General features: G+C 62.7%; 21 protein-coding genes. 3 read left to right on the forward strand and 18 right to left on the reverse strand.

All coding sequences use genetic code 11. The features are described from left to right. Positions 1–64: 64 nt before the first annotated feature. The 4 genes from FJ977_RS15545 to xylF form a co-directional block, all read right to left on the reverse strand. Positions 65–1,705, reverse strand: coding sequence for a CHASE domain-containing protein (locus tag FJ977_RS15545; RefSeq protein ID WP_140772703.1), 1,641 nt, complete (start codon positions 1,703–1,705; stop codon positions 65–67). 149 nt (positions 1,706–1,854) lie between these two features. Beyond that, positions 1,855–2,658 (reverse strand): ATP-binding cassette domain-containing protein, encoded by an 804-nt coding sequence (locus FJ977_RS15550; protein WP_140772705.1) that lies wholly within the window; start codon positions 2,656–2,658, stop codon positions 1,855–1,857. A gap of 13 nt (positions 2,659–2,671) precedes the next feature. Then, complete coding sequence (locus tag FJ977_RS15555; protein ID WP_056576524.1) at positions 2,672–4,024, reverse strand: sugar ABC transporter permease; 1,353 nt, start codon at positions 4,022–4,024, stop codon at positions 2,672–2,674. 145 nt (positions 4,025–4,169) lie between these two features. Further along, positions 4,170–5,210: a D-xylose ABC transporter substrate-binding protein gene (gene xylF / locus FJ977_RS15560; RefSeq protein WP_140772707.1), complete on the reverse strand. Its 1,041-nt coding sequence runs from the start codon at positions 5,208–5,210 to the stop codon at positions 4,170–4,172. A gap of 271 nt (positions 5,211–5,481) precedes the next feature. Here xylF and FJ977_RS15565 point away from each other — a divergent pair, with 271 nt between their 5' ends. After that, entirely contained in the window at positions 5,482–6,726 is a 1,245-nt protein-coding gene (locus tag FJ977_RS15565) for an ROK family transcriptional regulator (protein WP_140772709.1), read from the forward strand. 338 nt (positions 6,727–7,064) lie between these two features. On the opposite strand, the gene phoB is transcribed toward FJ977_RS15565, so the two are convergent. The 7 genes from phoB to FJ977_RS15600 form a co-directional block, all read right to left on the reverse strand. Then, positions 7,065–7,754 (reverse strand): phosphate regulon transcriptional regulator PhoB, encoded by a 690-nt coding sequence (phoB, locus tag FJ977_RS15570; RefSeq protein WP_010911896.1) that lies wholly within the window; start codon positions 7,752–7,754, stop codon positions 7,065–7,067. 122 nt (positions 7,755–7,876) lie between these two features. Continuing rightward, positions 7,877–8,584: a phosphate signaling complex protein PhoU gene (gene phoU, locus FJ977_RS15575; protein ID WP_140772711.1), complete on the reverse strand. Its 708-nt coding sequence runs from the start codon at positions 8,582–8,584 to the stop codon at positions 7,877–7,879. 25 nt (positions 8,585–8,609) lie between these two features. Beyond that, positions 8,610–9,413 (reverse strand): phosphate ABC transporter ATP-binding protein PstB, encoded by an 804-nt coding sequence (pstB, locus tag FJ977_RS15580; protein ID WP_056575782.1) that lies wholly within the window; start codon positions 9,411–9,413, stop codon positions 8,610–8,612. Beyond that, positions 9,410–10,261, reverse strand: a complete 852-nt coding sequence (gene pstA / locus FJ977_RS15585; protein WP_140772713.1) for a phosphate ABC transporter permease PstA — start codon at positions 10,259–10,261, stop codon at positions 9,410–9,412. Before pstA ends, pstB begins: the two co-directional genes overlap by 4 nt. A gap of 3 nt (positions 10,262–10,264) precedes the next feature. Further along, positions 10,265–11,248: a phosphate ABC transporter permease subunit PstC gene (pstC, locus tag FJ977_RS15590; RefSeq protein ID WP_140772715.1), complete on the reverse strand. Its 984-nt coding sequence runs from the start codon at positions 11,246–11,248 to the stop codon at positions 10,265–10,267. A 67-nt stretch (positions 11,249–11,315) separates the two neighbouring features. Then, positions 11,316–12,371, reverse strand: coding sequence for a phosphate ABC transporter substrate-binding protein PstS (gene pstS / locus FJ977_RS15595; protein ID WP_140772717.1), 1,056 nt, complete (start codon positions 12,369–12,371; stop codon positions 11,316–11,318). A gap of 532 nt (positions 12,372–12,903) precedes the next feature. Beyond that, positions 12,904–17,067, reverse strand: coding sequence for a PAS domain-containing protein (locus FJ977_RS15600; protein ID WP_140772719.1), 4,164 nt, complete (start codon positions 17,065–17,067; stop codon positions 12,904–12,906). A 216-nt stretch (positions 17,068–17,283) separates the two neighbouring features. Here FJ977_RS15600 and FJ977_RS15605 point away from each other — a divergent pair, with 216 nt between their 5' ends. Beyond that, complete coding sequence (locus FJ977_RS15605) at positions 17,284–17,604, forward strand: hypothetical protein (RefSeq protein WP_246683118.1); 321 nt, start codon at positions 17,284–17,286, stop codon at positions 17,602–17,604. A 35-nt stretch (positions 17,605–17,639) separates the two neighbouring features. On the opposite strand, the gene FJ977_RS15610 is transcribed toward FJ977_RS15605, so the two are convergent. Continuing rightward, a complete protein-coding gene (locus FJ977_RS15610) occupies positions 17,640–17,876 on the reverse strand; it encodes a hypothetical protein (protein ID WP_140772723.1) in 237 nt (78 codons plus the stop codon). Positions 17,877–17,998: 122 nt separating this feature from the next. Further along, a complete protein-coding gene (locus tag FJ977_RS15615) occupies positions 17,999–18,952 on the reverse strand; it encodes a DUF2865 domain-containing protein (RefSeq protein ID WP_246683108.1) in 954 nt (317 codons plus the stop codon). A gap of 281 nt (positions 18,953–19,233) precedes the next feature. Here FJ977_RS15615 and FJ977_RS15620 point away from each other — a divergent pair, with 281 nt between their 5' ends. After that, complete coding sequence (locus tag FJ977_RS15620; protein ID WP_140772725.1) at positions 19,234–19,449, forward strand: hypothetical protein; 216 nt, start codon at positions 19,234–19,236, stop codon at positions 19,447–19,449. Between the two features lie 155 nt (positions 19,450–19,604). On the opposite strand, the gene FJ977_RS15625 is transcribed toward FJ977_RS15620, so the two are convergent. The 5 genes from FJ977_RS15625 to FJ977_RS15645 form a co-directional block, all read right to left on the reverse strand. Then, positions 19,605–19,976, reverse strand: coding sequence for a hypothetical protein (locus FJ977_RS15625; protein WP_140772727.1), 372 nt, complete (start codon positions 19,974–19,976; stop codon positions 19,605–19,607). A 276-nt stretch (positions 19,977–20,252) separates the two neighbouring features. Then, on the reverse strand, positions 20,253–21,152 hold the full coding sequence (locus FJ977_RS15630) for a glutathione S-transferase family protein (protein ID WP_140772729.1): 900 nt from the start codon (positions 21,150–21,152) through the stop codon (positions 20,253–20,255). A 28-nt stretch (positions 21,153–21,180) separates the two neighbouring features. After that, a complete protein-coding gene (locus tag FJ977_RS15635) occupies positions 21,181–21,762 on the reverse strand; it encodes a VOC family protein (protein WP_140772731.1) in 582 nt (193 codons plus the stop codon). Positions 21,763–22,676: 914 nt separating this feature from the next. Continuing rightward, entirely contained in the window at positions 22,677–23,072 is a 396-nt protein-coding gene (locus tag FJ977_RS15640; protein WP_210243841.1) for a hypothetical protein, read from the reverse strand. An 870-nt stretch (positions 23,073–23,942) separates the two neighbouring features. Then, positions 23,943–24,179 (reverse strand): hypothetical protein, encoded by a 237-nt coding sequence (locus FJ977_RS15645; protein ID WP_140772733.1) that lies wholly within the window; start codon positions 24,177–24,179, stop codon positions 23,943–23,945. Positions 24,180–24,752: the final 573 nt, after the last annotated feature.

Genomic DNA, 24,752 nt, shown 5'->3' on the forward strand with positions numbered 1-24,752 from the left:
ACGCCAGCCTCCGGATTTTGCACGTATGGACACATTCCATCGCATTGGCGCGGCCATTTGGCCGTCAGCCCGCGAGCGGAATTCTTATTTCCACCTTCAAACCATCGGCCTGAAAATCGCGCTTGATCGTGCCGCGCAACTCGCGCGTGACGTTGAGGTCGATCAGCTTGGTACCGAATCCGGTCTCGGCGGGCGCCTCGACCTTTTTCTTCCCGGCCTCTCGCCAGTTCAGCGCCAGCGTCCGCTCGCGCCCCCGCCCTTCCAGCGACCAGTCCACTTTGAGCGCCCAGTCACTTCGTTGCGCATTGGCGGAATTGCCGGCTTCGCCATATTTCAGCGCATTGGTCGCCAGTTCATGGAAGGTGAGGCCAAGCGCCTGCGTCGTGGTTTCGTCGAGCAGCACCTCGGGACCCGTCAACAACCCCTCCGGCAGGTCCTTGCCGAACACCTGGCCAAGTTCGATGCGCAGGAGATCGGCCAGATCGGCCTTCTGCCAGCGCGAGCGCGTCAGCATGTCCTGGGAAGCGGCCATCGCCTGCAGCCTGGCCGAGAAGGACGCTGAAAACTCGTTGACGTCGGTCGCTCGCGAAGCTGTCTGCCGCGCGATCGCCAGCACCCTGGTGATCGAATTCTTGATGCGATGCTTCATCTCCTGCAGCATCAGGTCTTTTTCGAGCAGGCTCTTCTCGGTCGTCTCGTGCAAGCGCGATGCCGCCTCATAGGCACGCTCCTGATAGCGCGCCACCAGCGCGATGGCGCCTGCCGCCAGCAGGCCGAACAGCCCCAGCATCACCGGGATGGCGCGCGACGATGGCTGCGAGAAGGCGCTGGTCGGCCTGAACAATACCGTCCACGGCCGGCCGGCCACCGTGATCTTGCGGGTGACCAGCAGCCGATCGCCAAAGGACGAAGCCGGCGGCGTCTCCGACTGGAACAGGAGGTCGTCGCTGTTCACCGCGCCGTCATAGATTTCCGTGTTGACCGGCAATAGCGGCGCACGGCTCAGCGCGATCTGGAACAGGTCGCGGGCGCGGAAGGCCGCGTAGAGAAAGCCCGCGGTCGAGGATCGCGATGCGTTGATGACCTCGGGTGCTGTTTCGACGTTAAGCCGGACGAATACCAGGAAGCCGGTGAAAGTCTGCGTGGCGCCGGTGCCTTGGCCCAGTTGCAGCAGCCCGCTTGCGTGCTGCTGGTCATCGGCCATCGCCTTCTCGATCGCCGCGCGCCGCACTGGTTCGCTGAACATATCGTAGCCGATGCTGGCCTGGTTGGACGGATCCATCGGCTCGAAGAGCATGATGGGCGCGCGCCAGGGCTGCGTCGTCTCCGGATAGACTGGATGGCTGGCGCCAAAATCATGCAGGATGTCGCGTTCGACCGCCGCCTCATCGCCCGTCTTGACCAGCCCGAGGAAGCCGATGCCGCGCAGGCCGGCGAAATTGGTGTCGACATCCAGCGCGTTGAAGAACGCCTTGAACTCGCTCTGGGAGATGTCGCCATTGCGGGCGTCGAACAGGGCCTGCGTCGACCGCAGCAGCGACAAATGCAGATCGATACGGCTCTCGATCCGGTTGAGTGCGTCATCGGCCGCCGCCTCGAACTTGATGCGGGCGGCTTCCTGCGTCGCGAAATAGGCGAACCCCGCCATGGTCATGCTGATCAGCGCAACGGCGATGAACGCGACAATCGGAAAAAGTTTCTTCAACGGATGATGCGGTCCATGAGCAATACCGGACCTTTATGGGCAAGTCGCCGGGCCAACACAATGGCAAGGCCAACCCATCGCGATCACTGGCACATCACGTGAGCGGCAACGGGGACGTGCGGGAGAGCCATGCCACCCGCCGAAAGCCCTCAGGCGGCAATCTTCAGCGCACCTGGTCCAGGAATGGCGCCAGGGGGACACTTGCCCAGGATGATCATGCCGAGCACCTCGTCTTGTGTGACGTCGGTGGTGCGCGCGGTGCCGACGACCTGTCCGTTCTTCATCACGCAGACCCGGTCGGCCAGCTCGAACACATCATGGATGTCGTGGCTGATCAGGAAGATGCCGATGCCGTCGGACTTGAGCTGCCTGACCAGTTCACCGACCTGCGCCGTCTCTTGCGGACCGAGAGCCGCCGTCGGTTCGTCCATGATCAGGATACGGGCGTTGAACAGGATCGCGCGTGCGATCGCCACTGATTGCCGCTGTCCGCCCGACAGTTTGATCACCGGTTCCTTGAAGCGCTGGAAGCGGGGATTGAGCCGCCCCATCACCTTGCGCGCCTCGGCCTCCATGGCGACATCGTCGAGCGTGCCCCAGGCGGTCATCAGTTCGCGGCCAAGGAAAAGATTGGCGGCGGCGTCGACATTGTCGGCCAAGGCGAGCGTCTGGTAGATCGTCTCGATGCCGTATCTCTTGGCGTCGCGCGGGTTGGAGATCGAAGCCTCCTCGCCATTGACGAAGATCTGTCCGGCGTCGCGCTTATAGGCGCCCGACAGGATCTTGATCAGCGTCGACTTGCCGGCGCCGTTGTGGCCGAGGAGCGCCACGACCTCGCCCGGGAAAAGATCGATCGAGGCGTCGTCGACGGCCCGGATACCGCCAAAGGCGATCGAGATGTTGCGCATGTCGACCAGCGGCGTGCCGGCGGCGGAAGCGGTTTTGTCAGCCATGGTCTTTCTCCCCCTAAACCCGCTTGCGGTAGACGGTGTCGAGCCAGACGGCGATGACCAGAACGGCGCCGACGACGATGCTCTGCAGCGGCGAGTCGACGCCGAGCAGCACCATGCCGGACTGCAGCGACTGCATCAGCAACGCTCCGAGCATGGCGCCGATGATCGTTCCCGAGCCGCCGGCCAGCGATGTGCCGCCGATGACGGCGGCGGCGATGACAAGCAGCTCGTCCAATGTGCCAAGCACGTTGGTCGACGAGTTCTGCCGGGCAGACGAGATCGCGGCGGCGATCGTGGCCAACACGCCCATGATCATGAACACCTTCATGGTGATCCAGCGTGTGTTGATACCGGCCAGGTTGGCGGCCTCCGGGTTGCCGCCGATGGCGAAGACATAGCGGCCGAAACGGGTGCGGTTGGTGATGAAGGTCATGATCAGCCCGACGGCGATCGCCATCAGCACCGGGATGGCAATGCCGTGGGCGATGAACAGGCCACCCTCGGGTACGGTGATGTTGTTGGCGGCGGCGTATCTGTTCACGATGCCGATGGGCCAGGGATAGGAATTGGCCAGCCACACCGCGCCCATGATGACGGCGCAGGTGACGGTGCCGAGCAGCGTTTCGGCCCAGACCGGGCGCAACGGGAAGCGGAAGCGCTTGCGCTGCACCCGCCCGTTGAACAGTGCAAACACGACGGCGAGGCAGGCGACGATACCGACGATCCAGCTCCAGGTGGCGCCGATCGATCCGGCCGGGCCGCCGCCCATCAGCTGGAACGTGGCATCGAGCGGTGCCACGGTCTGGCCTGACGTGACCCACCAGGCGGCACCGCGCCAGACCAGCAGGCCGCCCAGCGTGACGATGAAGGCCGGCACTTCGAGATAGGCGATGATGAAACCCTGGAAAGCGCCGATCAGTAGCCCGAGCGCCAGCCCGATGACCAGCGCCAGAACCCATATCCACGGATTGCCGAGTTCAAGCCCGACGAACCGGACCAGGAAATGCACCTGGGCAAAGCCCATGACCATGCCGATCAGGCCCTCGGCGGAGCCGACGGACAGGTCGATATTGCGCATGACGATGACCAGCACCATGCCGCAGGCCATGATGGCAACAGCGGAGGTCTGCACCGACAGGTTCCACAGATTGCGCGGAGTGAGAAAGGTGCGGCTGTCGAAATCGAGCGGATTGACGCCCAGACGCAGACTCGAAATCACGTGCAGCCCGACCCAGATCAGCAACAGGGCACCGATCATGCCGAGCATGCGGGTGTCTATCTCGGTTGCCTTCAGGAACCGGGCGACCGCGCCAAGCTCCGACGCGCGCGCGGTGTCGACCTGCGGGTTGGACGTCGTGTCGGTCATGATTTCCTCCCACCGGCCGGCCATCCGGCACGGATGCCGGAACGCAGCCTAGAAGCTATCCGCCTGAGGCGGAAACACAAATCTTTTTGAGAAAACGCCGCGGCTTTTGGGCCGCGGCGTCATTGTCGAACAGTGCAGCGCCGTTCTAGTTGCAGGCCGCGACGCTGCCGGCGGCGACGCCCGCGCAGACTTCGTCCTTCTTGATCCAGCCGGCATCGATGACGAGATTGAGATTGTCCTTGGTGATGGCGACAGGGGTCAGGAACAGCGACTTGACGGTGTTGCCGCCAGGCGTCGTGAAGTCCTTCACCCCGGCGATGTCGGTCATCTTCTTGCCGTCGGCCAGCTGCGAGGCGATCTCGGCGGCATTCTTGCCGAGCTCGCGCGCATCCTTCCACACCGACACGGTCTGGGTGCCGAGCGCGATGCGGTTCAGCGCGGCATGATCGCCGTCCTGGCCCGACACCGGCACGGTACCGGCAAGGCCTTGCGCCGTCAGCGCCGCGACGACACCGCCTGCGGTGCCGTCATTGGCGGCGACCACGGCATCGACCTTGTTGTCGTTGGCGGTCAGGAACTGTTCCATGTTCTTCTGGGCGTTGGCGGGCAGCCAGCCGTCCGTATAAGCCTCGCCGACATTCTTGATCTTGCCGCTGTCGATGGCCGCCTTGAGCACTTCCATCGAGCCCGAGAACAGGAAATCGGCGTTCGGATCGGCACCCGAGCCCTTGATGAAGACATAGTTACCTTCCGGCTTGACCTTGAACACTGCGCCGGCCTGCAAGCGGCCGACTTCCTTGTTGTCGAAGGTCAGGTAGAAGACGTCCTTGTTCTCGATCAGGCGGTCATAGCCGACGACCGGAATGCCTTCGTCCAGTGCCTTCTGCACCGCCGGGCCGATCGCCGAGGCATCCTGCGCCAAGATGATGAGCGAGTTGGCGCCCTGCGAGATCAGGCTTTCGACATCGGTAAGCTGCTTGCCGGGATTGGACTGCGCATCGGCGGAAATGTACTTGTCGCCGGCGGCCTCGATCGCCTTCTTCATGGCGGCCTCGTCGGTCTTCCAGCGCTCTTCCTGGAAGTTCGACCACGAAACACCGATGACCTTGTCCTTCGCCTGCGCGACCGACGCAAGCGTCAGCGACATGGCGACACCCGCCAGGATGGCGGCCGTGAATCTCTTCATGATATCCTCCCTGCGCCGCGTATGGCGCGACCAAACTGACCCGAAGGCCGGCACAGAGGCTCTATTTTTTCGAGCCTCAAAAAAAATACTGATCCATCGTCGGAACGCTGTCAACATCGATTCTGATGGATCTTGAGGTGTCGTGGACTTTTTTTCGAGCCTCGCAATAAATAAATGACAGCGCCAGCCGCTTCTGCCAGTATTTGCCCCAGTCGCCGGCAGTGTTCGAGGGGCAGTCAGAACCGCGGCGACGGGGAGGATGTGGGAAAGTATGTCGGTCGGAATCCGCCACGACGATCTGCGCCGGCGCAACCGCGCCATGGTGATTGCGGCCGTGCGCCGGGCCGGCCAACCGTCGCGCACCGAGATCGCCGCGACCACCGGCCTCAGCCATTCGACCATATCGGCGATCTCTTCGGACCTGATCGGCGAAGGCATCCTAGTCGAGGGCAAGCCGAGCGAGGCCGGTGCGCTCAAACGCGGCAGGCCACAGGTCGGCCTCGGCCTCAACCCGGAGGCCGCGGCCATCATGACTGTGGTGCTGTCGCTGAATTTCCTGTCCGTCGCCGTCATCGACTATGCCGGCCAGGTGATATCGGAGGAACAGCGCCGGCTGGACACGCTGACCATGTCGCGCGAGGCGCTGATCGGTGAATGCGTCGCCATTGTACGGCGCCGCCTCGAGGATCCCGATATCGACGTGCGCAGCGTCGCCCGCATCGCACTGGCGATCCAGGGCATCACCGACACCGAGGCCAGGGCCATGCTGTGGTCGCCGATCACGCCGCAGACCGACATCGCCTTCGCCGACATACTGGAAGCCGAGTTCGGCATCCCGGCCACCATGGAGAACGACTGCAACATGATGGCGGTGGCGCTGCGCTGGCGCGACCCCGAACGCTACCGCGACGACTTCATCGCTATCCTTTTGTCGCACGGCATCGGCATGGGCCTGGTGCTGAAGGGCGAGCTGTTCACCGGCACCCATTCGTCGGGCGGCGAGTTCGGCCACATGATCCATCGGCCAGGCGGCGCGCTCTGCCGCTGCGGGCGGCGCGGCTGCGTCGAGGCCTATGCCGGCAACTACGCCATCTGGCGCAATGCCAGGCAGCTTGGCGAGGACACCGAACCGGTCGCCGACGTCAGCGACGCGCAGATGCGGGCATTGGCGACGACAGCGCGGGAACGCGCCGGGCCCGAGCGCGAAGCCTATCGCAAGGCCGGAGAAGCACTAGGTTATGGCCTCGGCAGCCTGTTTGCGCTGATCGATCCCGCCCCCGTGGCCATGGTCGGCGTCAGCGCCGCCGCCTTCGACCTGATCGAGCCGGCATTGCGCGAGGCGATCGCCCAGACCGCCGGCGGCCAGCACTCGAAATCGATTTCGTTCGACACCGAACCGAACGAGTTGCCCCTGATCCGCGAGGGCTGCGCCATGCGCGCACTGACCTTCGTCGATCAGGAAATCTTCGCGCCGGGCGTGCAGGCAAGAGGCAGTGCCGGGAAGAGCGTTGCCTGAGCTGGCATTCGTCGTTGATGCGGTAGACCCTCGCTTACTTGGAGATTGGCCGTCGTCATCCGTGGGCGGAGCAGGAGCGAAGCTCCGTCGCGGAGACCCTGGGATCCATTCCGTGACCTATGCCACGCAGTGCAACGGAGCAGGATTTGCGCCGTGGCAACGCTTTGAGGTCGCGGCATGGATCCTTGGGCTGCAGAGCAGCCCCAGGGGTTCGCGCCGCGTCGCTGCGCTCCTTGCTCGCCCAAGGATAACGAAGCCATGAGCGTCTCAGCCAATTGTCAATGCGTGTGACCCGGGAGTGGACACAGTCAACCTATCAACGCTTCCGCCTCAAGGCTCTAATCTTCCCTGATCGCGTAGCCTGCCCCACGGATGGTGCGGATGACGTCGGGCATGCGGCCATTGTTGACCGCCTTGCGCAGGCGGCCGACATGCACGTCCACGGTGCGCTCGTCGATATAGATCGTCTCACCCCAGACATTGTCGAGCAGTTGGCTGCGCGAGAAGACGCGGCCGGGATGGCGCATCATGAATTCGAGCAGGCGGAATTCGGTCGGCCCGAGCCGGATCTCGCTCTTCTTGCGGTAGACCCGGTGCGATTCACGGTCGAGCACGATGTCGCCGACCTTGAGCACGCTGGACAGCACTTCCGGCTTGGCGCGGCGCAGCAGCGCCTTGACGCGGGCCATGAATTCCGGCGTCGAGAACGGCTTGACCAGATAATCGTCGGCCCCTGTGGAGAGCCCACGCACACGGTCGCTTTCTTCACCCCGCGCGGTAAGCATGATGATCGGCAGCCGTTCGGTCTCGGGCCGCATTCTTAGCCGGCGACAGAGTTCGATGCCGGACACCGCCGGTACCATCCAGTCGAGCACCAGGAGATCGGGCACGTTCTCCTGCAGCCGGATTTCGGCTTCATCGCCGCGGGTTACCACCTCGACCTGATAACCTTCCGATTCCAGATTGTAGCGGAGGAGCACGCCGAGCGGCTCCTCGTCCTCCACCACCATGATGCGTGGTGCGATCATTGACTGGTCACCTCTAAAGCAATCCCAGGAAAAAATGTGTAGCGGTTTTCCATCCTGAATTGCGTGAAACAAAGAGATAGAGCGGTTCGGCGTTTCCGCGAAACGCTGAACCGCTCCAACGCTCAAGCCGCCGGCGCCGACATCGCCGTCTCGTCCTGTTTGGGGCGGTTGGCGGGCAGTTGCGTGCCGGTCAGGACATAGTACGCGTTCTCGGCGATGTTGGTCACATGGTCGCCGATGCGTTCGAGATTCTTGGCGCAGAACAACAGATGCGTGCAAGCGGTGATGTTGCGCGGATCCTCCATCATGTAGGTCAGCAATTCGCGGAACACCGAGGTGTACTTGACGTCGATGCGTTCGTCGTCGGCGCGCAGCTTCGCAAGCGCGGCGGCGTCGCGCGCCGCATACTCCTCGATCACGCCCTGCACCTGGATCAGCACCAGCTGCGCCATGGCGTCGATGGAATGCGACAGGTCGCGCGGCGTTGCGTTGAGACCGACGGTGCCGACGCGCTTGGCAATGTTCTTGGCAAGGTCGCCAATGCGTTCGAGGTCGCCGGCCATGCGGATCGACCCGACGACATGGCGCAGATCGTCGGCCATCGGCTGGCGCTTGGCGATCAGCGTGATGGCGCGATCGTCGAGTTCGCGCTGGCGTGCATCCATGATGGCGTCGTCGGAGACCACGCGCTGTGCCAGCGCGTTGTCGGAATTCAGCAGCGCCTTGGTGGCGCCGCCGACCATCGAGCCGGCGAGATCGCCCATGTCGCTGATCAGCCTGCTGATCTGTCCGAGATCCTCGTCGAAGGCTGCGACTGTATGTTCGGCCATGATCCTGGTCCTCGTATGCGTGCGATCAGCCGAAGCGGCCGGTGATGTAGTCTTGCGTGCGCTTCTCGCGAGGCGACGTGAAGATCTTCTCGGTGCGGTCGAATTCGACCAGTTCGCCCAGATACATGAAGGCGGTCTGCTTCGAGACGCGCGCCGCCTGCTGCATGTTGTGGGTGACGATGACGATCGTGTAGTCGGCCTGCAGCTCGTCGATCAGTTCCTCGATCTTGGCGGTCGACAGCGGATCAAGCGCGGAGGCCGGCTCGTCGAGCAGGATGACCTCCGGCTTCACCGCCACCGTGCGGGCGATGCACAGCCGCTGCTGCTGGCCGCCCGACAGGCTGAGGCCGCTGGCATTGAGCTTGTCCTTGACCTCGGTCCACAAAGCGGCGCGCTTCAGCGCCTGCTCGACACGACCGTCCATCTCGGCCTTGCTGATCTTCTCATAGAGCCTGACGCCGAAGGCGATGTTCTCGTAGATCGACATCGGGAACGGCGTCGGCTTCTGGAACACCATGCCGATCTTGGTGCGCAAAAGGTTGAGGTCCTGCGAGCGGTCGAGAACGTTCTGGCCGTCGAGCAGCACCTGGCCCTCGGCGGTCTGCTTGGGGTAGAGCTCGTAGATGCGGTTGAAGACGCGCAGCAGTGTCGACTTTCCGCAACCGGAAGGGCCGATGAAGGCGGTGACGCTGCGCTCGGGCAGCGACAGCGTGATATCCTTCAGCGCCTTCGATTGGCCGTAGTAGAAGTTGAGGTTCTTGACCTCGATCTTGGCCTTGGCCGCCGCCTCGGCGGCGATCGTCATGTCTGGAGACAACATCTGGCTCATTTGTCCTCTCTGCGTCCGGTCAGGCTGCGCGCAAAGATGCTGAGCGCGAGAACCGTCAATGTGATTATGAGTGCGCCGGTCCAGGCCAGCTGCTGCCATTCCTCGTAGGGACTGAGAGCGAACTGGAAGATGGTGACAGGCAGGCTGGCCATCGGCGCGTTGAGATTGCTGGACCAGAACTGGTTGTTCAGCGCCGTGAAAAGAAGGGGGGCGGTCTCGCCGGAGATGCGGGCGATGGCCAGCAATATGCCGGTGACGATGCCGGAAAGCGCCGCGCGATAGGCAACCGAACGGATGACCACCCAGCGCGGCGCGCCGATCGCGGTGCCGGCTTCGCGCAACGCGTTCGGCACCAGATTGAGCATGTCCTCGGTGGTGCGCACGACGACCGGGATGACCAGGATGGCCAGCGCGACGGCCCCGGCGATGGCCGAGAAATGCCCCATCGGCCGCACCATCAACTCATAGACGAACAGACCGATGATGATCGATGGCGCCGACAGAAGGATGTCGTTGATGAAGCGCACCACGGTGGTGAGCTTCGAGAAGCGTCCGTACTCAGCCATGTAGGTGCCGGCCAGCACGCCGATCGGCGTACCGACGATGATGCCGATGATGGTCATCACGATGCTGCCGTAGATGGCGTTGAGCAGGCCGCCGGCGTCACCGGGCGGCGGAGTCATTTCCGTGAAGACCGACAGCGAGACCCCCGACAGGCCCTTGTAGAGCAGTGCGCCGAGGATCAGCGCCAGCCAGGCGAGCCCGATGCCGGCGGCGATGACGCACAGCGTCATCATCACGCCATTCTTGCGCTTGCGGCTTTGGTGAAGCGATGTGGCTGTCGACATCGGTCAGGCTCCCGTGCGGGCATCGATGCGCATCAGCATGTAGCGTGCGATGGCAAGGATCAGGAAGGTGATAACGAACAGGATCAGGCCGAGCGCGACCAGCGAGGAGGTGTAGAGATCGCCGACGGCTTCGGTGAATTCGTTGGCGATGGTCGCCGAGATGGTCGTTGCCGGCGCGAACAGCGACGTCGAGATGCGGTGCGCGTTGCCGATGACGAAGGTCACCGCCATTGTTTCACCAAGCGCGCGGCCGAGAGCCAGCATGACGCCGCCCATGATGCCGATGCGCGTGTAGGGGATGACGACCCGGCGCGTGACCTCCCAGGTCGTGCAGCCGATCCCATAGGCCGATTCCTTCAGCACCGATGGCACCGTGTCGAACACGTCCTTGGTGATCGAGGTGATGAAAGGCAGGATCATGATGGCCAGGATCATCGCCGAGGTGAGCAGGCCGATGCCATAAGGGGGGCCGGCGAACAGGCTGTTGAGGCCCGGAATACCGTGGAACACGCTGATGATGAAAGGCTGAACGGTCGTCTGCAGGAACGGTGCCAGCACGAACAGGCCCCAGATACCATAGATGATCGAAGGGATGCCGGCCAGCAATTCCACCGCCATGCCGATCGGGCGCCGAAGCGGGCGCGGGCAAAGCTCGGTGAGGAAGATAGCGATGCCGATGCCGAGCGGCACGGCGATCAGGATGGCGATTGCCGAGGTGATGATGGTGCCGTAGATCGGGGCCAGCGCACCGAACTTCTCCGTCACCGGGTTCCAGCTTTCGCTGGTCAGGAAGGAAAAGCCGAAAGTCGACAGGGCTTGCCAGGAACCGGCAAATAGCGAGATCGCGACGCCGCCAAGCAGCACCAGCACCAATATCGCGGCGGCGCGGGTTGTCGCGTGGAAGATTGAGTCGGTCAGCGCGAACCGTCGAACGGTGGCATCGCGGGAACCTCTGACGGCTGGCAAGGCTTCCTGGACAGCGCTCATGTCAAGCTCGGCTCTTTCAGGTTGAGGGAAAAGGAGCGCCACGGTCGCGGCGCTCCTTAGGAAGATGTTACTCGCCGGCGTAGACGGGCTTGCCGTCGGCCTGGATGTCGGCCTTCCACGACGCCTTGATCAGGTCGACGACGCTGTCGGGGATCGAGACATAGTCGAGCGCCTTGGCGGTTTCCTTGCCGTCCTTGTAGGCCCAGGCAAAGAACTTCAGGGCTTCGCCGGTGGTCGCGGCATCGTCCGGAGCCTTGTGGATCAGGACCCAGGTGGAGGCGGCGATCGGCCAGGTGGTGTCGCCGGGCTCGTTGGTGATGATGACGTTGAAGTTCTTGGCAGCCTTGAAGTCGGCATTCGAAGCGGCGGCGCCGAAGGATTCGAGCGACGGCTCAACGACCTTGCCGGCAGCGTTCACCAGCTTGGAGTAGGAAAGGTTGTTCTGCTTGGCATAGGCGTATTCGACGTAGCCGATGCCGCCGTCGGTCTGCTTGACGGTGTTGGCAACGCCTTCGCTGCCCTTGGCGCCGACGCCCGTCGGCCACTCGACGGCGGTGTCTGAACCAACCTTGTCCTTCCAGTCGGGCGAGAGCTTCACCAGATAGTCGGTGAAGTTGAAGGTGGTGCCCGAACCGTCCGAACGATGCACGACGGCGATCGCGGTCGACGGCAGGGTGAGGGTGGGGTTCAGCGCCTTGATCGCGGCGTCGTCCCAGGTGGTGATGGCGCCGAGATAGATCTGGGCCAGCGTCTTGCCGTCGAGGACGAGCTCGCCCGGCTTGACGCCGGTGAGGTTGACGATCGGAACGATGCCGCCCATCACCATCGGGAACTGCACGAGGCCGTTCTTTTCCAGGTCGGCGTCGGACATCGGCTTGTCGGTGGCGCCGAAGGTCACGGTCTTGGCGATGACCTGCTTGATGCCGCCGCCCGAACCGATCGACTGGTAGTTGAGGCCGATGCCGGTGTCCTTCTTGTAGGTGTCGGCCCACTTGGCGAACACCGGGTAGATGAATGTCGAGCCGGCGCCGGAAAGGTCAGCTGCCATTGCTGCGGAAAGGGTGAAGGTAGACGCCGTAGCCATTGCAATCGCAACGGCCGCCGAGCGGATGAAATGTCTCATGTGGCCTGCTCCTGTTCGGAAGATGGTCTCTCGGCGCCATTCCTAACCGGCGCCCGCTGAGGCCAATAGCCTTCGATTATAACAGTCGCATGACAGTTTCGTGTCAGCCCGGTAACGCGTCACAGGCCCTGGCAAAGGCGGTGGCATCGAGCGGTCGCGGCCAGATCCGAGTTTGCTCTCGGAATCAGTGACTTGGCCCATCCGCCAGCTGGAGCCGCCGCCGGATTCGACGGGGCTTTCTCAGGGGAAGAAAATCCGGACGGGAGCGCGTTGCTCAAGGCCAGAGCGTGTCGTGGCCGGGCCATCGCCAAAAACAGGTCCGTTGGGGTAGGTTGACGCTGCTTCTTTGCCGGCGGTCGCTGCTCCCGCCCGTAACTGCAAGGGCGGAATTCAATTTTGCCATTGTCTCGGCTGGGCGCCGCCTTTGATATGGTGCGATCGCACCATAGTCATTGCGCGCGGGCGCAGCGGCAAATCCGCGATTGATTCCCTTGGCTTGCCTCTCACATCCCTGGAACCAGGCAACGCGATGCTATCCCGCGTTGCGCTGGACCTGGCGGCCGGCGCCGATCCAGCGCTCGACCTTCTCCAGCAGGGCCCTGGGGCTGATCGGCTTGGGCAGATAGTCGTCCATGCCCGCCTCCAGGCACCGCTCGCGATCGCCTTTGAGCGCATGCGCGGTGACGCCGACGATCGGCACATGCGTGCCGGTTTCCTGCTCCAGCCGGCGGATCGCGGCGGTCGCCTCGAGCCCGCTCATCTCCGGCATCGAGACATCCATCAGGATCATGCACGGATTGAGCTTGCCGAAGGCGTCGAGCGCCTTGCGGCCATTGCCGACGATCTCGAAACCATAGCCGGTTTCGCCAAGGATCTGGGTGAAGACCATCTGGTTCACCTCATTGTCCTCGGCCACGAGGATGTCCAGCCTGTGTCCGCCCTCGCCGGTGGCAGGCAGCCTGGGGCGAACCGGTGGCGGCTGCAATTGCGCGCGTTGTTCGTACAATGCCAGCGGCGGAGAAGCGCCAGGCCCCTCGCCCGCGAGTGGCTGGGCGGCGTGGACATCCGTGGCGTGGCGATGGCGCTGTATGGTCGCGACCAGCGTCTCCAGGAGCACCGAGGAACGCGCCGGCTTGATCAGCTGGGCGTCGATGCCGAGATCACGGTAGCTGGTGTTGGCGAGCGACTGGTCGACCGAGGTCAGCATGATGATGGGCGTGTCGGCGAGACCTTCGGTGTTGCGCACGATGCGCGCCATTTCGGCGCCGCTCATCTCAGGCATCTGGTAGTCGAGCACGACGCAGTCCACGGGCACGCCGTAGGCGGCGGCCGCGATCAGCACCTTGAGGCCTTCGGCGCCGCTTTCGGCCGCGCAGGAATCGAACGTCCACGAGGTCATCTGCTCGGTCAGGATGGCCCGATTGACGGCATTGTCGTCAACGATCAGCACCCGTGCGCCCGTCACGTCCACCGGCATGATGCGCTGGCCGTTCTGCTGTCCGGCCCTGGGCAGCGTCACGGTGAACCAGAAGGTCGAGCCCTTGCCCTCGGCGCTCTCGACACCGATCTCGCCGCCCATCAGGTCGACCAGCCGCGAGGTGATGGCAAGGCCAAGCCCGGTGCCCTCGTGCCGCCGTGTCGAAGAGGTGTCGACCTGGCTGAATTTTTCGAACACCAGCTTCAGTTTTTCCTCAGGAATGCCGATCCCGGTGTCGGTTACCGAGATCGTCAGCCTGGTTCCGGTCGGGACCCTCTCGCCGGTCACGTCGACCAGCACATGGCCTTCATCGGTGAATTTGACCGCGTTGCCGAGCAGGTTGGTGACGATCTGCCTGATGCGGCCAACGTCGCCGATGAACAGGTTTTCGAGCCTTGGCTCGACGCGCACGATAAGCTCGAGGTCCTTTTCCTTGGCACGCGTCGACACCAGCGTCGCCACATCCTCGATCGCCTCGGCAAGGTTGAAGGGCGCCGGATCGAGCACCATCTGGCCGGCATCGATCTTGGAGAAATCCAGGATGTCGTTGATGATGGTCAAGAGCGCGTTGCCGGACTTGACGATGATGTCGGTGAACGTCTTCTGCTTCGGATCGAGATTGGACTTGGCCAAGAGTTCCGCCATGCCCAGCACACCGTTCATCGGCGTGCGGATTTCATGGCTCATATTGGCGAGGAATTCCGACTTGGCGCGGTCGGCGAGCACGGCGCGCTGGCGCGCCTCGCTGAGCTCCGCCTCGCGCATCTTCAGCTCCGTGATGTCGGTGGTCGATCCGATCAGGTAGAGCGAACCGTCCGACGCGATCATCGCGCCCTTGCGCGCGAACTGGTGGCGCACGCTGCCATCGGGGAGCGTCACGCTCTCCTCGATCTCCTGGGTTTCGCCGGTGCGCAGCACGGCCAGATCGCCGGCGATGAAGGCTTCGCCATCCGGGCCGAAGATCTCGACATCGGTCTTGCCGATCGCCTCTTGCTTGCTGAAGCCGGTGAGGTCGCACCAGCCCTTGTTGACATAGAACTGCCTGAGGTCGGAGCGCTTGGCGTAGATCGACACCGGCACATTGTCGATCAGGCTGCGGAACACCTCGTTCTCGCGCATGCTCTCTTCCAAAGCCCGCTCGCGCGCCTTGACGTCGGTGATGTCCGTGCTGGAGCCGACCAGATGCACCGATCCGTCCGTTGCCACCAAGCGGCTCTTGCGCGTCATCAATTGCCGCACCGTGCCGTCGCGATGGGTGACGGGTTCCTCGACCTCGCGCACGGCGCCGGTCGCCACGACATCGCTGTCGTCGTGGCTGTAGCCTTCCGCTTCCGCGGCGCCGAACAGCTGGCGGTCGGTCCGGCCGATGACGTCTTCCTTGGCGAGGCCCGTGATCGCGCACCAGGCCTTGTTGACGAATTCGATGCCCAGGTCCTGCGCCTTGATGAAGGCGGCCACCGGCAGCTCATCCATGACGTGCCGGAACAGGTCGATCTGGCGCATGGAATCGCGCAAGGCCGCTTCGCGGCTCTTGATATCGGTGATGTCGACGCGCACGCCGATGAATGTGCCGTCATCGGTGCGCATGTCGTAGACCTGATACCAGCGTCCATCGGCATTGAGGCGCTCGTAGGAAGAATTCGGCAGCCGGTAGCGCGCCAATATGCTGTCGAGCCAGCGTTCGGGTTCGGATTCGTAAAGCCCGTCGATCCCGCTGTCGCCGCTCGAGCGGAAATAGCCCACGGAATGGCCGAATTCCAGCGCCTCGCGGAAGCTCCGGCCGGGCTGCCAGAAGGGCTTCAGCGCCGGCAGCGTTACCTGCAGCTTGTGGTTGGCGAAGACGAACTTGTCGTCGCGATCGTAGATGATCACGCCGGCCGGCAGCGATTCCAGCACGCTGGCGAGATGCTTGCGCGCATCCTGCGCCTCGGTCTCGCGCCGTTTCATATCGGAAATGTCGAAGAGGAAGCCGGCGACATAGTCGCGGCCGCTTGGCATACGGACGCGGTTTTTCCTGACAATGCGCGAACGAGCGGCGCCTTCATCGTCGAAATTCTCTTCGACTTCATAGATTTGTCCCGTCGACAGGACTTCCCGTTCGCTGCGTTCGAAGAGCGCGACCTGGGTCGGCCCGAGGAAATCGCCTCCGGGTCTGCCAAGCATGGCTTGCGGTGTCTGGCCGAACAGGTTCGCGAACGCCTCATTGACGAAGACGAACCGGAGATGATCGTCCTTGACGAAAATCGGATCCTCGACGGCGTTGATCACCGCCTCCGCGAGCCGCGCCTTTTCCAGCGCATCGGCGAGCTCGGCGTCGCGCAGCCTCAGCTCGGTGATGTCGTAATAGGTCAGCAGTCGCTTGCCGCCCGACAAGGCGGTGATGGAAAACAGCATCGTCTTGCCGTCGGCATGGCGGAACTGGCGTGCCGAGACGCTGCCGGCACGGATCTCATCCAGCCGGCTGGCGAGATAGCGCTCCCATTCCGGCTGGGCGATATCGCCATAAATGCCGTTGCGCCGATTGATCTCCATCAGCAGGCTGAAGGGTGCGCCGACGGCCACATCGCCTTCCGACATCTTGGAGATGTCACGATAGGCCTTGTTGATGATCAGCGTGTCGAGCTTCGCGTCGAGAAGCACGATCCCCATGCGCATGGCGTCCATCGTCCGCTCGAGATCGGCAAGATGCCCGGCCGTGTCGCCGCCGACTGGCGGTTCCTGCCTTGGCTCCATGTCGTCGAACGCGATGTCTTCGAACGCGCTGGCCAGTGCGGTGACATTGCGGCCTATGCCGCGATAGCCGGCAAATTTCCCTTCGCTGTCGAACCGTGGGAAGCCTGAAGTCAGCACCCAGCGACAGCCGGCGCGGCCTCCCTTCAGTTCATAGACGAAGTCGCGGAAAGGCCGATGCGCCTCCAGATCCTCCAGATGCGTAGCCGCGCTGCGCTTGCCTTTCAGGACCTGGTTCAGGAAATCGAAGCGGAACCGGCCGAGCACATCAGCCGGGTCGATACCGGTGGCCGCCTGATAGGTGGGTGAAAGCCAGGAGAATCGCAGTTCGGCGTCGGTCTCCCAGATCCAGTCCGAGCCTGCCTCGACCAATTGGCGAAGCGCGTCGGCCGAATCCATGTCCGCGCACGCTGGCGCGTCACCGTGATGCACCGCCTTGCCGGACCCACGCTTGCCGCGCGCACCGATTGCTTCGTCCGCTTCCGCCATGCTGTCCCCACCCCGAAAATCAAGGTCGAACCCTCCCTCCGCGGTTCGTCGGCGGAATGTGCCCGAGAAGCATTAACGATCCGCTAACCTTAACGGCACGACCGGCACGCTGCGCCTGCGTTATTCCGCCCGGTTGTCGGGCGCGCCCCGGCCGCGTTATAAGCCTATGCAGGGGTGTTGCTAATGTACGGACGGATAGGGCCTTTCTTGCTGGGCGTGACACTGCTTTTCGGCAGTGGCTGTTCGCGCAGCTATGACGGCACGGTCGTCATCCCGCGGCCGCTCGACGCCAGGCGCTTCTGGGAACGGCCGCCCCCGAATGTCGATTACGCGCCGCAGGTCGACAATGGCGCCTTTCCGGTGCCGCCGCAGCCGCCCGCACAATTTTCCGAACGCAGGATTTCGAAACCTGCCGTCCATAGACGACACCAGACGAGGCTTTCACCGCCGTCTCCCGCGTCCTCTGAGCCGGAAAAACAACTGGCGTGCAGGAACGTTAGCGCACCCGGCCAGCGAGTCCGCATGGTCTGCGACTGATCCCTGGAAGCACAACCCGAAGTCGCGGACAGGCCCTATAGTGATGCCGCGCCTTTCTTCGGCTCCTTTGCGCCCAGCTTGTCGAGCGCGAACCGAACCTGGCGCAAATCGTCCTGCCAACCATCATTATCACCCATCGAGCTCTCCGATGCCGCCCGTTGCAGCCCACGTGCCTCGGATTCGATCTCACGCAACTCGGCGATCTTCTGTTCGGTGGACAGGGATTCGTCCTCGACGATTTCCTGCACCCGCATTTCCCGGAACGTGGCCATGGCGTTTCTCCTGGCTGATGTCGATCACAACGCCGTGAGCGCCCCTCTGTTCCAGCTGGCCTTGCTGCCGCGCCGGCGGCTCGCTGCAAGCTGTATCCGCGGGATGGGAAGAAAGAAGCGGTTTATTCCGCCGGGAAAAAGGCCGGGCCGACCACGCGCACCGTCCGCTTGCCGGCCTCGATCGACTGCAGTTGGGCAACACCCGGGGCTTCGGTGCCGGATTGCGGGATTGCCGCGACACCGCCGAGGTCCGGCTTCGGCTGAGGCAGGGGAATGATGGCATTGGACATGTTTGTCGGCGTCACAGTCCTTGCCCTGAGTTCGGCAACACGCTGATAATAACGTTTGACGTCGCAGGCCTTGAAATTTGCATCGTCCCGGTAGCGGAAAGCCGACGGCAGTTCGGTGTAGGATTTGCGCGTATCAAGCGCGACCATCTTTTCGGTCTCCAGACTGGCATCGCTCAACGTGTACAGATCGACGGCCGGATCATCGCAGATATAACGGCACTGATCGGCCGTTTCCTTGAGATCCCCGCTGCCGGCGAATTGCGACTTTGGCGCCGGGAAGAAATATCCATCCGACAGGCGCACGCAAAACAGCATCGCATTGCCGACATACGTTGCTCCACCCGCTGCGGATTGGGTCTTCGGTGCCGAACGCTGTTCCCTTGCCCCGGTGCAGCCCAGCGCCGCGAAGCGTGCTTGCAGGCCTGAAATGTCTCGGCTGGAACTGGACGCGGCCGCCATCTGGCGCTGCACCTCCGTCCGGTTTCTGGCAAGGTCGGCGCAAGCGTTGAAGAAGCCGCCCGTGGTACTTTGCGCCGTGCACCTGCGCTGCCTCTCCAGGCCCTGGATTGCCGCAAGCTGGCGGCGCAGTTGCGCCAGTTCGGGGCTCACACCCCCGCCGCGGCCGCCGGAAAGCAACTGGCCTTTGATCGCGCTGCAACTATCCGCATGGGAAGACGTCGTGCCGAGTGCAAAGGCGGCCACCGTCACCAGCGCCACCATCATGAGAAGCCGGAAACGGATCATAGCGACGACACTGTCCCTGTTGCTGACGGCGTGGGAAGGCATTATTTCTACTTGGGCAATCTTCGACTAAATGAGCTATACCTAATACTTAAGACTTTCCGATCTAAACAGATTTCTATCCAGTGTAGTAGAAGGGCCCCTGTAAATTCGGTATTACATTTTTATTTCAAGATTGAGACGAACCGGAAAACAAATGCGGCCAGACCGGCGGCTGTCGACGTTGACGGGCCATGGTCTCTGGCGAACGATCAATCCGGCGTTACCGGTGCATGGCGCTGAAACCTTTGCCTGACTGCGGCGTTGATGGGCAAAGGAGAACGCAGATGTCGATCCACTTCACGGTATCGGAACTGACAAGGAACCTTTTTCATTCCCTCGGGCTGGATCACGAGCGCGCCCCACGACCGCTCAATCCCGAGCAAAATCTGTTGCTGGAATGCTATCTGGCTGGACAAATTCCGGAATCGGCCTGGAGCGACTATGTGTTCGAAACACCGGACCTGGCCCGGCATGCCGAGGTACGGCGCCTGAGCCATTGAGCCGTTGATTTTGAAGAACCGGTCTGGCGGGGTCTGAAAGCCCTGACAGTCATCTGCTGTTTGAAAGCATTCCCTCGCCCACTGACGAGGTTGCGAATCCACATGCCGCCATTTCTTGCTACCGCTCCTTCCTACTGAGAAGCCGGCGGTAACTGCTATTGCTTCGGGGAAGTCAGTTGCAACGTGAAGACGTTGCCGGCAATGCCCTGCGCCAAGGCCGGTGACAAGGTCAGGGGCGTGCAATTCTTGACGGCGGCAATGGCCGCGTCGATGAATGCCTTGCGCGCCTTGTCATCGCCGGCGACCTTCGCGGCGGTCGGCCGTGGCGGACCGATCAGCGAGCCGTCGCGCTTGAAGCTGAAGCTCAGGGTGACGATCGAATTCCCTGCGTCCGCCGGCGGCGTCCAGCACGCCTGGATCGCGGCCCCGACATCATCCATTGTGGTGAGCGTTGCGGCCCGCGATGGCAGAAGCGTCCCGGCAAGCATTCCACCGGCGATCATCAGCATTGCCGCCACGCATTTCATCGCAAACCCTCATCTCACTCCAGGCCGGCATTCCAGGCCGGATTCGCTGAAAGGGATGTTAGAGCCAACGTCGACGATGACAATATCCCGACGCGAAAAGTTGATGCTCCGGGTTTGCCGGATCACCGTCTCGCTATGTCCCGGCATGGGGCTCGGAAAAGCAAAAAGGCCGGCACGGAGCCGACCTTTCCTTTCACCGATATTGCGCCAGTACATCCGTGGTCGCGCGGCGAATTCCTGACAGTAGACAGGGCTTTGGTTAATGAATCCTTAACGTCAGGCCTTCGCCTGCGATCTCACATAGGCGATATAGCCGCGCACGTCGCCGGCCGGCTCGGCGTAGGCCTTGCCGAGCTTCTTCTCGATTGCCGCCATATATTCGGTCGCCCATTGCGGCAGCGCGTAGTCGATGACCGCCAGGAACTCGAGCGTCGCCGCCAGCCGGATGTCAGCGATCGACGGGTTCTTGCCACCGATGAACGGCTTGCCGTCCCTGAAGAAGCTATGGAAAACCCCCAGCGGCTCGGCGATCGCCGCCATCGCGGCCTTCTGCGCTTCGGACTTCTTGTCGGGATGGGCATCGCTGTGGCCGACCTCGCCGGCATATTGCGGAAACCCCAGCGCCGGATATGTGGCGCGCGCCACATAGGGGTAGAGCGTGCCGATCAGGTAGAACATGGCACTGTCGACCATCGCCCGCCTGGCCGGCGCCTTGGGGTAGAATTTCTCCAGCCCGTACTTGTTTGCCAGATACTGCATGATGGCGCAGCTTTCCCAAAGCACGCCCCTGGGCAGCCCCTTGTCCTCGATCATCGGCGTCAGATGCGCCGGATTGCGCGCCATGTAGTCGGGCGAGCGCGTGTGACCCCAGGCGTCCGTCTCGGCGGCATCGAACCCTGCCGCGCGCGCAAATACCCGCACCGTCATGTTGTTGACGCTCGGCTTCAGCATGCTGAGCTTCAGCGCCGGCTTTTTCGCTGCGTTGGCCTTCGCGGTCTTCGGCGCCGGCTTTCTGGCTGCCGGTTTTGCCGCGGCTTTCGCGGCCGCCTTCGGCGCGGCTTTCGCTGCTGCCTTCACCGCCGGCTTCGCGACTGCTTTCGCGGCAGGCTTGGCGGCGGCTTTCGGCTTTGCCTTGGCAGCCGGTTTCTTCACGCTCTTGGTCGCTGTCTTTGCCATTGTTTTCCTCCCTCTGTCTTGTTGGCCGTCAGTATGGATTCTTCGGCGCCCGGTCGTCCGACAAGGTCGCGCGGGAGCTTTCGACAAGCGCCTGGATCGCGTCGGCAAGATGCACCTCGGCGATGTTGTAGTCGCCGCGCGCGACGCGCAGCCTGTGTGCCTGCATCAGCACGTCGGCATGGGTGAAACCCGCCGGCGGCTCGAAGCGGTAGGAGGCGAGTTCGATCAGCAGGCCTAGCGGATCCTCGAAGTAGATCGAATCCATGAAGCCGCGATCCTTGACGCCGCTGTGCTTGATGCCGCGCTCGTCGAGCCTGGCGACCGCCTGCAGGAAGGTGACGCGCGACACCGCGAACGCGATATGATGCACGCAGCCCGGATCGGTCGGCGTGCGCCGCTTGACCGGCGTGCGGCTCTCATCGGTGAAGACGGTGATGAGCCGGCCGTCGCCGGGATCGAAATAGAGATGGCTTTCGCTGGCCTTGTCGAGGTTGGGCTGCTCGAAGATGAACGGCATGCCGAGCACGCCTTCCCAGAAATCGATCGAGGTCTGGCGCCCGGCGCCGACCAGCGTGATGTGGTGGACGCCCTGCGATTGCAGTTTCTGCATTGGCCTTCTCCCTACGGCATCGTCTGCCCGTCAGGATCTGCCTGGCACCCGGCATTCCGCGCGGCGCTTCAGCCGTGCCTCGAAATCCATGACGTGATGCTAATGCAATCAGTGACGCCGCGCCAGAAGCGGCACGAAGGACGAAACCGCTCTGGCCGCAAAAGCCCGCGGGATCTCTTCAAGGGATGGCGACACGATCGCGACGCGAAAGCCGTCCGCATCGCGTGCGGCCGAAGCAATGACTAGGCGACGGCCCTGAGCTCGGCTTCCGCAAGCATCCCAACGCCGCCACATTCGGTGCAAATGAGGGTCTTCCCCGGGCAACTGGTCTGATGTGTCCCTTGTGGGCAGCAATGCCCTTTCGATGCACTCCATCTGGAGCAATCGAAAACCTTGCCGCCGCCATGGCAACGCGGGCAAATCATCTTCAGTGACGCCATTCCAACTCTACCGACCCAAAAATCCGCACTGCCGCGGATACTACCCCCGGCACCGCAAGTAACAGAGATTGCTGCGCTTTCAAGCGCCGCCGCCTGACTTAAATTGGGTGGATTGAAGGCTTTAAGCCTTCGGGCCCTCGGAAATTTTGCCAATCCCCTGGCCAGGCGCGATCCGCGCGGATGCGTGCCCGGGTGTCGTCCAGGCCCTCTCCATTCTTCCTCCCTATTCTCAGAGCAGGATCGCCACGAAATGCGGATAGGGTTGCTTCTTTCATCTATTCGGCCGATGCGCCAACTCATCCTGAGGACCATGTTGAAGGTGATCCTACGGATCACAGAGCAGTCGGAAGCCAGTCCCTTTGCGACTACTCCAAGGCCCGCCTGACTCCCGGTCGGCGGGCCTTTCCCATGCCAGGCAACCAGGACGGTCTCGGGGCGCAGGCACGGATAGTGGCGCAGCCGGAACCGCCTCGATCAAAGATTGAAGACGTGCGAGGCGATCAGCCCGGCCAGCAGCACGCCCGCAAGGAGAGCGATGATCGAGGCGAGGAACCAGCGCAGCGTGACCCGATAGACCGGCTCGTCGTCATCGCTTGGGAGCAGCGAACGCCACAGTGCGACGAGTTGCAGAACGATGGCCAGCGCGAGAAGGAGCGTCGCCAGGATCGAGGCAATCGTCCATCCGCCATCAGCTTCGAAATTCCAGTACCGCAGGAACAGCAGCGAAAATCCGAGCAATACGGTGATCGCAGAGATCACACCTTGTCGGTAGCCGCCGGGCAAGGGAACCCTGCGTGCCTCGATTGCCTGAAAAGCCGGCTCGATGGCCTCGTTGGGATGGCCGTCCTGGCGCTTGGAAGGGTCGATCACGAAGGCAACATCGAGTTGGCAGGCCCCTGGAGGTCGGCGCAGTTTCCCCGTTCAATCCACGCGAACGAGGAAGCCTTGCCGCTGTCATCATCATCCTTGTGCCTTCGTCGCGCAAGGTGAGTGGCTCGATGCCATCGACAGTCATATCTACCCGTGCCCCTACTGCGGACAGAAAGTGGATCAGCGCGACTTGGCGAGGTATTCTGGCACGAGGCGTCGCGTCATAAGCCGTCGGCCCGCAGAAAGGGCAACGATCTCGAGTTCGGAAGATGGCGACAAAAACGAGGAAGGCCCGTCAGCCGGAGCCGGCGGGCCACGATTTAGGCCCACAGCGATTACGTGGGCTCAGTGTCGATCGGCGGCGGACACGCCAACTGAGCCACAACGCTCGACAGTTTCTCAGGGCTGGTCTGTTCCGGCTTCTTGGAAGCGACAGCCGCTGGTCCATTAACCACTGTCATGGATAGCGTGGACCCAAAACCCAGGTTGAACGGTTGGGCTATATGGAAAATCACCAGCATAGATTTTATTGCCATATCGAGGCTGACGGATCATGGGGCGTATGGGACTGCGTCGGCAACAAGCCAGCAAGATTGGGCGCCGGAGACCTGATCGGATGCACTGCGCAGAGAGCTGAAGTTGCGGAACAGGTCTTGACGAGTATTTACAGCGGCGGGCTCGATGCACTCGCAGTTCGGATCGCCGGGATTGTCCGCTAGCGGTGTCGCACGCACCAACGGTGCATCTGTAACGAAAGCCCGCCACCACGGAGGCAGTGACGGGCTCTTGTTTGTCAGCTCGATCGAGGGGACGCCCGAGCTCCCGAAGAACTTCGCCGAGCGTAATCGGTTCCAACAACAAGCCCGTGCGTTAACCGCCGTTGGCAGGCGGTGCCGGAGCTGGCGCCGCTGGCGCAGGTGCTGCTGGCTTTGCCGGAGCCTCAACCTTGGGCGCTTCAACCTTTACGTTGATGTCCTGCCCGTTGCCGCCGTGGATATTGATAACGCCGGTGAAGAACAACAAAACAACAATTGCGATGATTGCGAGAACAATGGCGACGGCAGTGCCGCCGCCCCCCGAGTTTACAACAGTTGGGCCGTCCGCCATGACTTTCCTCTCCAATTTTCCATTTACAACGGTTGAGCAACGGCCCCCGCACATATGCGTTCCGCTGTGAGGCTAAGGTCCGGGAAGCCACCCGACTGAAGTCCTGCGCCGCAACCGGAGCCTGGCAAGCACGTTAGAATCGCACCTGGCGCAGCCCCTCGGTGGAGCGCGCAAACCCCTGTTGTGGATGTGGCTTAGTGGTGACTGTCGTGAGATTTTTGGAAGCGGGGCAACCAGCGAGTTTTGTCGAGAGAACGACAGTCCATGACGGCGAAAATCAAGCCGCGAATGACAACAATTCCCCCGCTCCTGATATCTCCTCAGCCTTGGACCTCCTTTCGTCGGAAGACGATAAGATGGCGGACCTCGTCAGACGAACCGAGAGACTTGGTGTTGTCGTTGTCGTAGCCATGGCAATTGGCTTGGTCGTCGTGCCAGCCCTGTGCTTTGCATTGAGCTGCGGGATATAGCGTGGATTAGTTCAACGGATAGATTGCCGACGTGGTCCATCTTCGCGTGGCCTCAGGCAACTGTGTATCGGCCCGCACTGGCCGCCAATCCACAAATCGAAGG

The organism is Mesorhizobium sp. B2-1-3A (assembly GCF_006442655.1).
Taxonomy (GTDB): Bacteria; Pseudomonadota; Alphaproteobacteria; order Rhizobiales; family Rhizobiaceae; genus Mesorhizobium.